This is a genomic window from Streptomyces sp. NPDC020742 (genome assembly GCF_040641675.1).
Classification (GTDB): domain Bacteria; phylum Actinomycetota; class Actinomycetes; order Streptomycetales; family Streptomycetaceae; genus Streptomyces.
Map to the genome: position 1 here is coordinate 90,034 of NZ_JBFAEA010000026.1, position 11,856 is coordinate 101,889.

9 protein-coding genes are annotated in these 11,856 nt (G+C 73.5%); 5 read left to right on the top strand and 4 right to left on the bottom strand.

What is annotated here, in order from left to right; all coding sequences use genetic code 11:
- Window positions 1-179 precede the first annotated feature (179 nt).
- The 3 genes from AB0G84_RS30565 to AB0G84_RS30575 all read left to right on the top strand — a co-directional run bounded on the left by AB0G84_RS30565 (window position 180) and on the right by AB0G84_RS30575 (window position 3,585).
- Entirely contained in the window at window positions 180-851 is a 672-nt protein-coding gene (locus tag AB0G84_RS30565; protein ID WP_361327903.1) for a bifunctional DNA primase/polymerase, read from the top strand.
- Window positions 852-1,135: 284 nt separating this feature from the next.
- On the top strand, window positions 1,136-1,951 hold the full coding sequence (locus AB0G84_RS30570) for an ABC transporter ATP-binding protein (protein ID WP_361327930.1): 816 nt from the start codon (window positions 1,136-1,138) through the stop codon (window positions 1,949-1,951).
- Window positions 1,948-3,585, top strand: coding sequence for a transporter (locus AB0G84_RS30575; RefSeq protein ID WP_361327906.1), 1,638 nt, complete (start codon window positions 1,948-1,950; stop codon window positions 3,583-3,585). Before AB0G84_RS30570 ends, AB0G84_RS30575 begins: the two co-directional genes overlap by 4 nt.
- 186 nt (window positions 3,586-3,771) lie before the next feature.
- On the opposite strand, the gene AB0G84_RS30580 is transcribed toward AB0G84_RS30575, so the two are convergent.
- Window positions 3,772-4,647 carry an alpha/beta hydrolase gene (locus AB0G84_RS30580; RefSeq protein ID WP_361327908.1) on the bottom strand — a complete coding sequence of 292 codons (876 nt, stop codon included), beginning with the start codon at window positions 4,645-4,647 and terminating at the stop codon, window positions 3,772-3,774.
- A 751-nt stretch (window positions 4,648-5,398) separates the two neighbouring features.
- Window positions 5,399-6,091, bottom strand: a complete 693-nt coding sequence (locus AB0G84_RS30585; protein ID WP_361327911.1) for a metal-dependent transcriptional regulator — start codon at window positions 6,089-6,091, stop codon at window positions 5,399-5,401.
- 481 nt (window positions 6,092-6,572) lie between these two features.
- On the opposite strand from AB0G84_RS30585, the gene AB0G84_RS30590 reads away from it, so the two are divergent.
- The gene (locus AB0G84_RS30590; RefSeq protein ID WP_361327914.1) at window positions 6,573-7,340 is read left to right on the top strand and encodes an SIS domain-containing protein; all 768 of its coding nucleotides are present in this window, start codon (window positions 6,573-6,575) and stop codon (window positions 7,338-7,340) included.
- 68 nt (window positions 7,341-7,408) lie between these two features.
- Here the strand turns inward: AB0G84_RS30590 and AB0G84_RS30595 are convergent, their stop codons facing one another.
- Window positions 7,409-8,860 carry a PAS domain-containing protein gene (locus AB0G84_RS30595; RefSeq protein WP_361327932.1) on the bottom strand — a complete coding sequence of 484 codons (1,452 nt, stop codon included), beginning with the start codon at window positions 8,858-8,860 and terminating at the stop codon, window positions 7,409-7,411.
- A gap of 561 nt (window positions 8,861-9,421) precedes the next feature.
- Window positions 9,422-10,087, bottom strand: coding sequence for a pyridoxamine 5'-phosphate oxidase (gene pdxH, locus AB0G84_RS30600; protein WP_361327935.1), 666 nt, complete (start codon window positions 10,085-10,087; stop codon window positions 9,422-9,424).
- Between the two features lie 490 nt (window positions 10,088-10,577).
- Between pdxH and AB0G84_RS30605 the strand changes: the two genes are divergently transcribed.
- Window positions 10,578-11,678, top strand: coding sequence for a citrate synthase 2 (locus AB0G84_RS30605; protein WP_361327916.1), 1,101 nt, complete (start codon window positions 10,578-10,580; stop codon window positions 11,676-11,678).
- Window positions 11,679-11,856 lie beyond the last annotated feature (178 nt).

Sequence of the window (11,856 nt, forward strand, 5' to 3'; positions counted from 1 at the left end):
CACCACGACCGCCGCCGGGCGGCCTCTCCGCCCGTCACGCAGGTGGCTACCCGCTTCCCCGGCCCGTCCCGCACACGCGCCCCCACCGGTGCACCCATGCGCCCCACGTGCGAGAACGATGCGCCGGTCGGATCATCATCTGACCGTAACCCTTGGTGACACGGAGAGTTGACCTCTGCGTGGAAAAGACCATCGGAGTCACAGGCGCCTCACAGATCCCAACGCAGCGCGGCGAGGAACTGCTCGACACTGCGGTGCGTTACGCGGAGGAACGGCATTGGGACGTGTTCCCCGGCGCATGGCTGGAGCACGACGGCGAGGGCCCGCGCTGCTCGTGCCGCGCCGGCGACTGTTCCGCCCCCGGTGCGCACCCCACCGCACCCGGCTGGGCCGGCCTGGCCAGCGGCAGCGCCACCGCGGTCCGCCGGATGTGGAGCAAACAGCCGCGGGCCTCGATCCTGCTGCCGACGGGCCGGGCGTTCGAGGCGCTCGACGTGCCCGAGACCGCGGGCTGCCTGGCGCTGGCCCGTATGGAGCGGATGGGGCTGACGCTCGGCCCGGTCACCCGCACCCCGCACCGCCGGATGCTCTTCCTGGTGCTGCCCGGCGCCTCGGTGAAGGTCCCCGCCCTGGTCCGCAGCATCGGCTGGTCGCCGGCCGGCCTGGACCTGATCTGCCGCGGCGAGGGCGAGTACATCGCCGCCCCGCCGACCCGGATCGGCGCACACGGCTCGGTGCAGTGGGCCCGCCGCCCCACGGCCAGCAACCGCTGGCTGCCGGACGCGGAGGAGCTGATCAGCCCGCTCGCGTACGCCTGCGCACAGGACGCGGCGGCCCACCGGGCCCGCTGATCCTGCGCGACGGACCGGTGGTCCCGTGTGACGGCCCGGCGGTCCCGGCGCGAAGGCTCGGTGCTCCCGCGCGACGGCTCGGCGGGCACCGTCCGTCGCGGTGGACCGCCGGGCCGTTGCTGCACGCCCCGTCCGCCGCCCGGCCGACGGCGTCCGCTCGTATCGTGGGGCCGGACGGGGGCCAGCACGGCCCCTGCGGGGACGTCGAAGGGGGACCGGTGGCGAACGAGCCGGAGCACACCGAGGAGCACACCGAACCGACACCGCCGCAGCACGCGGCGACCATGCCTCCGGACGGGCCGGACACGGCCCCCGGTGGCGCCGCGGGTGGCCCGCCCGCGGTCCGCATCCAGGGGCTGTGGAAGAAGTTCGGCGAGCAGATCGCGGTCCACGGCATCGATCTGACGCTGCCCGCCGGCCGGTTCATCGGCCTGGTCGGCCCCAACGGCGCGGGCAAGACCACCACCCTCTCCATGGTGACGGGCCTGCTGCGGCCGGACTCCGGGCTGGTCGAGATCGGCGGGCACGACGTCTGGCGCGACCCGGTCGCCGTCAAGTCCCGGATCGGGGTGCTGCCCGAGGGGCTACGGCTCTTCGAGCGCCTCTCGGGCCGCGAACTCCTCAGCTACATGGGCCGGTTGCGCGGCCTTCCGGGCGACGAGGTCGACAAGCGGGCCGGCCAACTCCTGGAGGTCCTGGGCCTGTCCGGGTCCCAGCACAAGCTGGTGGTGGACTACTCCACCGGTATGCGCAAGAAGATCGGGCTGGCCGCGGCGCTGCTGCACAACCCCGAGATCCTCTTCCTCGACGAGCCCTTCGAGGGCGTCGACCCGGTGTCGGCCCAGACCATCCGCGGGGTGCTGGAGCGCTACACCGCCTCCGGCGCGACGGTGATCTTCTCCAGCCATGTGATGGAGCTGGTGGAGTCGCTGTGCGACTGGGTCGCGGTGATGGCCGCCGGGCAGATCCGGGCACAGGGGCCGCTCGCCGAGGTACGCGGTGCGGCGCCCTCGCTGCAGGACGCCTTCCTGGAACTGGTCGGCGCGCACGACCGCGGCGCCGGGCAGAACCTGGACTGGCTGGGCGGCGGCGCCCGATGAGCGCCGAATCCGCGGTGACGGCCCCGCGGCAGACCGCCGCGCCGTCCCTGACCGCCGTCTTCGTACGCCTGAAGCTGTCGCTGCTGCGCAACGGCCTGCGCCAGTCGACCGGGCGCACCATCGCCTACGTCACGTCCATCCTGGCCGGCCTGCTCTTCGCTACGGGCGTCGTGGTGGGGCTGATAGCGCTGCGCGGCAACGCCCATGTCGGGGCGTTGGCCGTCCTGCTCACCGGCGTCCTCACGCTCGGCTGGGCGGTGATGCCGCTGTTCTTCCCCACCAGCGACGAGACGCTGGACCCGACCCGGCTGGTCATGCTGCCGCTGCGGCCCCGGCCGCTGGTGGTCTCGCTGCTGGTGGCCTCCCTCGTCGGCATCGGCCCGATCGTCACCCTCGCCGTGATCACCGGCGCGACCCTCGCGGTGGCCGACGGACCGGCCGCCGCAGCCTTCGGCGTGCCGGCCGTCGTCCTGACGGTGCTGGTGTGCGTCGCGCTGGCGCGCGCGGTCGCCACCGCCGCGGTGCGGCTGCTCACCAGCCGTCGCGGTCGCGATCTGGCCGTACTGGGCGGCCTGTTCATCGCGCTCGGCGGCCAGGTCGTCAACATCGCCGCCCAGAAGCTGGGGCGCCCGGACGGCCTGTCCGTACTGGAGCCGGTGGGCGCGGTGCTGCGCTGGGTGCCGCCGGCCTCGGCGGTCAGCGCCGTCGAGGACGCCGGCCGGGGCGCGTACGGACGGGCGGTGGCCGGGCTGCTGCTGACGGCGCTGGCGCTGGTCGCGCTGCTGTGGTGGTGGCAGCGGACGCTGACCACCTTGATGACCGCGCCGGACTCCTCCACCCTCCAGGCCGTGGAGAAGGACAGCGCGCGCCGGGCCGGCGGCGATGCGCGGGGGCTCGCACGGCTGCTGCCGGATGGCCGTACGGGCACCGTGATGCTGCGTACGCTGCGCTACGCATGGCGCGACCCCAAGTCGAAGATGGCCTGGGCGACCGCGCTCGGCATCGGCCTGCTGGTGCCGGTCGTCCCGGCCGTCCAGGGCAACGGCAGCATCTTCACCGCGTTCTCGGCGCCCGCGCTGCTCGGCATGCAGATGTACAACCAGTTCGGCCAGGACACCTCGGCGTTCTGGATGGTCGCCTCGACGATCGCCACCCCGCGCGACGCCTACCAGGAGCTGCGGGCCCGGGCGTTGACGCTGGCGCTGGTGGCGGTCCCGTACGTGACGCTGGTCGTGGTCGGCGCGGCGGCCTTCATCGGGCCGTGGTCGGACTTCCCGGAGGTGTACGGGCTGTCGCTGGCCGTCCTGGGCGCGCTGCTGGCGACCGGCGCCCTGTCATCGGCGCTCGCCCCGTACTCGATCCCCTCGGACGGCAACAAGAACGTCGCACCGGGGCAGGCCTCGATCGCCTGGCTCAGCCTTCTCGGCGGCGTGGTGATCGGCTCGGTGCTGTGTGCACCGCTGCTGGGGCTGACGCTCTGGCTGCACCTCGCGGGCCTGCACCACCTGTTGTGGGTCCTGCTGCCGGTCGGCGCGCTCTACGGCACCGCCGTCGCCGAACTGGGCCTGCGCCTGGCAGCCCCGCGCGTGGCGAACCGACTGCCGGAGATCCTGGCGGCGGTCAGCAAGGGCTGAGGGGGCACCTCCCCCGCCCCGCCCCCTTCGGGAGAGGGGCGGGGGAGGTGCCATCGGGTACCGCGCCCCTGGTGGTGTGGCGGTAGTCGGCGGGTGCGGTGGTAGCCAGCGGGTGCGGGGTGGCGGCATGACTCAGCCCGGCGGCATCGCTCAGCCCAGCGGCGTCGCTCAGCCCGGCGGCATTGCTCAGCCCGGAGGGATTGCCTCCTGGAGGAAGGGTTCGATGGCGGCACACCAGGCATCGGGCTGTTCCCAGGGGAGCAGATGTCCGGCGTCGGGGATTTCGGCGTAGGCGCCACGCGGGAGGACGCGGACCATCTCCTGGGCCTCCGCGCGGCCCAGTTCGGCGTCGAGGCCGCGGACGACCAGAGCCGGGCACGGCACCTGGGCGAGCTCCTCCCAGTGGGCGTCGTGCACCCAGGTCTCGCGGGCGGTGAGCATCTGGCGGCGGGAGAAGACCGGGCGCCAGCCGTCGGCGCTCTCAGCCATCACCTCGGCGAAGAACGCACCACGGACCGGGCGGGGCCGCTCCAAGGTCGGGTCGTCCTCGCCGAACCACTTACGGACATCGGCGAGCGTGGCGAACGGCACCGGCCAGGAACGGAACCACTCGGTCCATTCACGCTGTGAGGCCGCGCCCAGCGCGGAGGCCCGCATATCGCAGATGACCAGCGCGCTCACCAGATCCGGACGCCGGGCCGCTAACTGCCAGGCCGTCAGGGCGCCCATGGCATGCCCGATCAGAGCGACCGGTGCGAGGCCGAGCTGCTCGATGGACGCGATGGCGTCGTCGACGTACGCCTCGCGGTCGTACGGCCCCTCGGCGGGCTTCTCGCTGCGGCCGTGGCCCCGCTGGTCGAGGGCGACGGGGCGGTGACGGGCACTCAGCCGGCGAGCGGTGTCGGCCCAGTGCGAGGCGCGCCCCATCAGCCCGTGGAGCAGCAGCACGCCGTGCCGGTGCTCGCTCCCCTCCAGCCCGCCACCGGTCTTCGGTGGGTCGGTGAATTCCCAGGCGGCGAGCCGTACACCGCCGGCCCCTGTCACATCGATACGCCGCACCATGTGCCCTGGCACCCCCAATCGTCCGGTGAGCAGCCCCACACTATCGAACCCCTATTCGAACGCGCCGTTCCGACGGGCAATACCCCTCGTTCGAGTGACCTCGCTCAGGGATTGGCCGCGCTCCGCACGGGGAGACATCTGCCGGGAGGCGGGCCCTACCGGGAAGGGGGCCCGCGGGGGAAGACCCTGGGAGCTCGGGGCTCCGGGTCTTGGGTGGGGGACATGGGGAGGCGGGGCCCCGGCTGCTCGCAGCGCCGGGGCCCTGACCGTCCGAACTCAGCGGATGCACCCCAGCCCCCTCCCTGGCAAGGACAGGCCGATGCATGGCCATGCGCCAGCGTGCCACGAGACCAGCGGAATCGCACGGATTCGCACAAGTCCGTTGAACACACAAGGACTTGGTGTACCAGGCCGGCCTGACGTCGACGCAGCTCAGCGGGCCTGCGGGGCGCTGCGGGCAGCGCGCGGGAAGGGAAAAAGGCGTGTTCGGCCGGCGTGGGCGAGGTCACGGTTCACGGCGGGACTTCCGCGGCGGGGACACCAGCGACTTACCGCGGTGCGATCACCGGCGTCGCCACCGCGTTCGTCGTGCGCCGACACGGGACGTCAGTGGTCCGCCCGGGACCGCAGTGATCTGCGGAGGACGCCAGTGGTCGGCGGGGGATGTCAGTGGTCGGCCGCGGAGCCGTCACCCGGGACGGGCCGCACGAGGGGCGGCCCGTCCGGTGGGGCGAGTGGCCCGGCCGGCCGGTCAGCGCTTGGCGACGAAGACGTGCGAGGCGATCTCGGAGGCGAGTTCGGCGGCCTCGCCGCTGCTGCCGACCAGCACTCCGGCCGGCGACTCCGTCACGCTCACCACGGCGCCCGGCTGCACACCGGCCCGCCGGAGGGTGTACATCAGCTGGGCGTCCGCCTGGATCGGCTCGCCGATCCGGCGCACCACGGCCGTCTTGCCGTCCGCCCCGGCGTCCAGGTCCATCAGGCTCACCATGCCGGCGTCCAGGAACGGGTCGGCCTCGGCCTTCTCGCCCAGCTCCTCGAGGCCCGGGATGGGGTTGCCGTACGGCGACTCCGTCGGGTGCCGCAGGAGTTCGACGACGCGGCGCTCGACCGCCTCGCTCATCACGTGCTCCCAGCGGCAGGCCTCGGCGTGCACCTGCTCCCACTCCAGCCCGATGACGTCGACCAGCAGGCACTCGGCGAGGCGGTGCTTGCGCATCACCCGGGTCGCCAGCCGGCGGCCCTCCTCCGTCAGCTCCAGATGCCGGTCGCCGGCGACCGTCAGCAGCCCGTCTCGTTCCATGCGCGCGACCGTCTGGCTCACCGTCGGGCCGCTCTGTTCGAGCCGCTCCGCGATGCGGGCGCGCATGGGGACCACACCTTCCTCTTCCAGTTCGAGGATGGTGCGGAGATACATCTCCGTGGTGTCGATCAGTCCGGACATGCGTGCCCCTCGATGTGTGGTGCGGTGGCCCTGGACTCAATTCTGACGCATCCCACTGACAACGGTGCCTCCTCGTCCGCGGGCCGGACCCGCACGATCGTGTGGACCCCGCGCAGGGGCCGCGTTGACCTCAGCGGGCCGATGTCCGGGCCGGGGCTCGGCGCTCCGCGGTCCGGAACCCCCGGTGGAGCACCGGCCGGTGCTCCGGCCGCAGGGCCTTCGGCCCGTGCCCCGCACCCGCGGCCGTATTGACAGGGCACTGGTCCAGACCGCAACGTGATCCGCGCCACTGATCAATTACGGCGTGGCTCGGGCCCGTCCGGCGCGCCTGCACCAGACCCATGCGATCCCACGCGATCCGACCGGGTGCGACGGGATCCGGCTGGACCCCACGGGGTCCGGCGGGGTCCCGCGCGATCCCAGGCAGTTCCGACGAGACCCGATGAGACCCGAAGAGACCCGAAGAGAGGGGCCCGCGGCAATGGCTGACAGCGACCGGAGCGACCGGCTGGCCGGGAAGTACTTCGACGCCGCGATCGAGCTGCTGCGGCAGGTCCGCGACGAGGAGGGCGAACGGATCGCCGCGGCCGGGCAGCTGATCGCGGACACCGTCGCGGCGGGCGGCCGGGTCTTCTCCTTCGGTGCCGGGCACTCGTCGTTGCCGGCGCAGGACACGGTCTACCGGGCGGGCGGGCTGGCCGTGATGAACCTGCTGTCCGTCCCCGGCGTCGTCGGCGTGGACGTACGGCCCGCGACGCTCGGCAGTGCGCTGGAGCGGGTCGACGGGCTGGCCTCGGCGGTCCTGGACACCAGTCCGCTGGGGCGCGGCGATGTACTGGTGATCATCTCGCTGTCGGGGCGCAACGCGCTGCCCGTGGAGATGGCGATCCACGCCCGGGTCCTGGGCATCAAGGTCATCGGCGTGACGTCGGTGGCGTACGCGGACGCCACCGCCTCCCGGCACTCCTCGGGCAGCTACCTCAAGGACCACTGCGACCTCGTCCTCGACAGCCGGATCCCGGTCGGTGACGCGGAGCTGACGCTGCCGGGCATCGACGCGCCGTTCGCGCCCGCCTCCACGGTGGTCACCAGCGCGATCATGCAGGCCGTGGTGGCCACGGCCGCGGGCACCCTCGCCGAGCGGGGCATCGACCCGCCGCTGCTGCGCTCCGGGAACGTCGACGGCGGGCACGACTGGAACGCCGGGGTGATGAGCGCCTATGCGGACCGGATCTTCTACCGGGCCTGAGCGGCCGGCACCGCCGCAGTGGGTGGCACCGCCTTAGTGGGAGGCACGCCTCGGAGGGAGGCGCTGTCTCAGCGGGAGGCGGCGCCCGAGAGGTCCAGCGCGGTCGCGATCCGGGCCGCGACCTCCTCGGCGTAGTCCGCGTCGGCACGGTCGAAGGGCCGGCGCGCGGGCGAGCGCAGGAACGTCAGCACACCGAGCGTGCGGCCGCGACTGCGCAGCACCGTGCACAGCCCGTGCACGGTGCCGTCCGGCCAGCGACGGGCCGCGGCCCAGCCCTCGGCCGGGGCGGCGCCGGCGCTGGTACGCACCGGGCCACGCCGCCGGTACGCCTGGACCGCCGGATGGCCGGACGCGTACGGCACGGGGATGCCGGTCGCCGAGAACGCCTCGGAAGGGCCGGGCGAACCGGCCGGGGAGGCCAGCGTCCGCACCAGGGCGCACTCCGCGCCCGCGGCTGCGCCTCCCCCTCCCGTCCCCGCTTCCCCTCCCGCGCCCGCGGGACCGTCCTCGCCGCCGGCCGCCACATCGGACCGCCCGATGCCGTCCCCCGGGTCAACGTCCCACCCGCCGTCGTCCGTCAGGTCGTCGGGGACCGCTCCGTAGGGCGCCGGACCGGGCCTGGTGGCGAGGTCGACCAGGCCGTGGTCGGCGAAGCCGGCCAGCGCGAAGTCGAGGTGGACGGCGGCGGCCTCGGCGGGGTCCGGGCACTCCGCCGCCGCCCGGCCGGCGCGGTGCAGCTGGCGGGCGCGGAAGCGGAGCAGGGAGTTCTCCTGCTCGGTGCGCTTGGCCTCGGTGATGTCCTGGAAGAGCCAGGCGACGCCGAGCGGCACCGGCTCCTCGGCGAGCGGCGAGGCCAGCCGGACGAAGCCGCTGCGCCAGCACCGGCGCGGCAGTTCGGCCTCCTCGGAGCGCAGCGTCACCCACAGCTCGGCGACGGCCGGCGGCGCGCCCTCGGCCAGGACGTGCTGCAGCGCGCACTCCAGCTCCTCGACGCCCTGGACCAGCAGTTCGCCCAGCGGGCGCCCCAGCAGGGCGGTGCGGCCCACGCCCAGGGTGCGGGCGGCGTGCGCATTGACCACGGCGGGCCGCAGATCGGCGTCGACCAGCACCACGCCCCAGGACGCGTCCTCGAAGAGCGCCTCGCTGAGCGCGATGGACCGCTCCAGGTCGATCTGGGTGTGCACCTCGCTGAAGGCGCAGTACACGCCCGCGACCCGGCCGCCGGGGCCGCGGACCGCGGAGGACTGGGTACGTACCAGGACCCGGTGGCCGTCCTTGGTGAGCAGGGCGAATTCATGGACCTGGCGTCCCGGGGAGCGCATGGCGGCGGCCAGTGCGGCCTCGATGCCGTCGGCGTCCTCCACCCGGACCGCCCAGCCGGTCAGGCCGGTGCGGCCGACGGCCTCCTCGGTGGTCCAGCCCAGGATGCGGGCGGCCTCGTGGTTCCAGTGGGTGACCGTGCCGTCCGCGGCGAAGGCCACCAGGGCGGCGTCCATGCCGTCCAGGAGCGCCGCGAGCAGGCCCGAGTCCTCGGTCTCGTCCGCGGCACAGCGCGCCGAGGACGCCGGAGACGCCGAGGAGGACGGGCCGGAAAGCCCGGAAGAAGCTGACGAAGCAGTCACTGGCACCCCTTATGACGCGGCCGTACGTGCTCCACCTGGGAACATTCAACTGGAACGTGACACAGCGCACACCCGATTCGCGGAAATCGTTGCCTCCGGAAAAATTCTGTTGTGCGACGCGGAGGCACTTCCTAATGTGTGGAGCACACGAGAAGGGAGGTGGTTCGGCCAATGATTTCGCACCGGACGCGTGAGGTGGCTGCGGGCTAGCGGCCCGTCGCTTCACCGAAGTGCAGCGCCGGACCAGCGCATACTGCAGATGCGCAGCCGGCCAATCCCAAGCAGTCACCCGACCCGCGGGCTGTCGGTTCGTCCGACCGACCCTTCGCGCCACAGAGCGCGGAGGAGGCAGCCCGCGGGTCGTCTGCGTTGAGGGGCCCCTACGGGCCCGCCGCCCGGACCGGGCGGCACCGCGGCAGGCGGCCCGGCTCCCGACCCGCGCCGCCCGACCCGCCCGGGTCAGGGCGCCAGCCGCTCCACCCGCCAGGTCACGCCCCCGGCCTCGTCACCCGATCCGCCGCCGGCTTCCGCTTCCGTCCCGCGTACGTAGCGCAGCCGGTCGTGCAGGCGGTTGAGCCGGCCCTGCCAGAACTCGACCGTCTCGGCGGCGACCCGGTAGCCGCCCCAGTGCGGCGGCGCGGGCACCTGCTCGCCCTCCGGGTAGCGGGCCGCCAATTCCTCGTAGGCACGCTCCAGTTCCTCCCGCGAGGCGACCGGCGACGACTGGTCGCTGGCCCAGGCGCCGAGCTGGGAGCCGTGCGGGCGGGTGCGGAAGTAGGCGGCGGTCTCGTCCCGGCCGATGCGCTCGGTGGTGCCGGTGACCACGACCTGGCGGGCGAGCGGGTGCCAGGGGAAGAGCAGGGAGAGGTGCGGGTTCTCGGCGAGTTCACGGCCCTTGCGGCTGTGGTAGTTCGTGAAGAACACAAAGCCGCGGTCGTCGAACGCCTTGAGCAGCACCGTCCGTGAACTGGGCCGGCCGGCGCGGTCCGCCGTCGAGACGACCATGGCGTTCGGTTCGTGCAGACCGGCCACGGTCGCGTCCTTGAACCAGCGTGCGAACTGGTCGTAGGGGCTGGCGGCGAGGTCGGACTCGGCGAGTCCCTCGGCGCGGTAGTGCGCGCGCATGGTGGAGGGATCGGGGGTCTCGGCGTGAGGCGCGTCGGCTGGGTGCACGGCCTCATCTTGCAGCATCGGGTCCCGCACGGTCAGCTGGGAGGGACGGAAGTCTGCCCCTGCTCGACCGGCCGTAACCCTCCGGTCGGCGAATCGATCAGTGTGCCGGACGTCACGCTTCCCCGCAGGTGGGGGACCCGCCAAAATCGGGGCCGGTCCACTGTGGCCCCCGGACAGGGGGAGCTATCGTGTTCCGTCCGGCCCGAACACCCGCACCACAGCAGGGCCCCGCCGCAGCAACCGCTTCCGTCCGCCCGCGGCCCGACCCGCCCGGGCAGGACCGTCGCGTGGCCCCTGCCCCGGCGGGCAGCACCGGGGTGACCGGCGTGGACCGCGAGCTGCCCGCGCAGCCGTGTAACCGCACCGGCACCGCACACCAGACTCGTCCGTACGGCAGCCGGTCAGGGACCGTATGCCGTACCCATCTTGAGGGAGCCGCCTGATGTCCGACTTCGTACCCGGACTCGAGGGAATCGTCGCGTTCGAGACGGAGATCGCCGAACCGGATAAGGAGGGCGGCGCGCTCCGCTACCGCGGAGTCGACATCGAAGACCTCGTCGGTCAGGTGTCCTTCGGGAACGTCTGGGGACTGCTGGTGGACGGGGCGTTCGACCCCGGCCTGCCGCCCGCCGAGCCGTTCCCGATCCCCGTGCACTCCGGTGACATCCGGGTGGACGTGCAGTCCGCGCTGGCGATGCTCGCGCCCGTATGGGGCCTGAAGCCGCTGCTGGACATCGACGAGGCGACCGCCCGCGACAACCTCGCCCGGGCGGCGGTGATGGCGCTGTCGTACGTCGCCCAGTCGGCGCGCGGCCAGGGCCTGCCGATGGTGCCGCAGAGAGAGATCGACACCGCGGAGACCGTCGTGGAGCGCTTCATGAAGCGCTGGCGCGGCGAGCCCGACCCCAAGCACGTCAAGGCCGTCGACGCCTACTGGACCTCGGCCGCCGAGCACGGCATGAACGCCTCCACCTTCACCGCCCGGGTCATCGCCTCCACGGGCGCGGACGTGGCGGCGGCGCTGTCTGGCGCGGTCGGCGCGATGTCGGGTCCGCTGCACGGCGGGGCGCCGTCCCGCGTCCTCGGCATGATCGAGGAGATCGAGCGGACCGGCGACGCCGGCGCGTACGTCCGCAAGGCCCTGGACCAGGGCGAGCGGCTGATGGGCTTCGGCCACCGCGTCTACCGCGCCGAGGACCCGCGGGCGCGGGTGCTGCGGCGCACCGCCAAGGAGCTGGCCGCGCCGCGCTTCGAGGTCGCCGAGGCGCTGGAGAAGGCCGCGCTGGAGGAGCTGCACAACCGCCGCCCGGACCGGGTGCTGGCCACCAACGTCGAGTTCTGGGCGGCGATCGTGCTGGACTTCGCGGAGGTCCCGGCGCACATGTTCACCTCGATGTTCACCTGCGCCCGGACCGCCGGCTGGAGCGCGCACATCCTGGAGCAGAAGCGGACGGGCCGGCTGGTCCGGCCGTCGGCCCGGTACGTGGGGCCTGCGGCCCGCAGCCCGCGGGATGTCGCGGGGTACGAGGGCATTTCGCGCTAAGCGGCTGGCGGTCTTCCCACGTTGTCGGCTTTGCCGCCGTGGTCTGGCGGCCGGGTGCCTTCCGACGTCGTCGGCTTTCTCGTCGTTGCGCCTGCGGCGGGCGGGGCCGCTGCGCGGGGCTGTCGGCTGCGGTGGCGGTCCTGCGGGGGTGGGTGTCCAGACTGCTTCGCTTTACGTC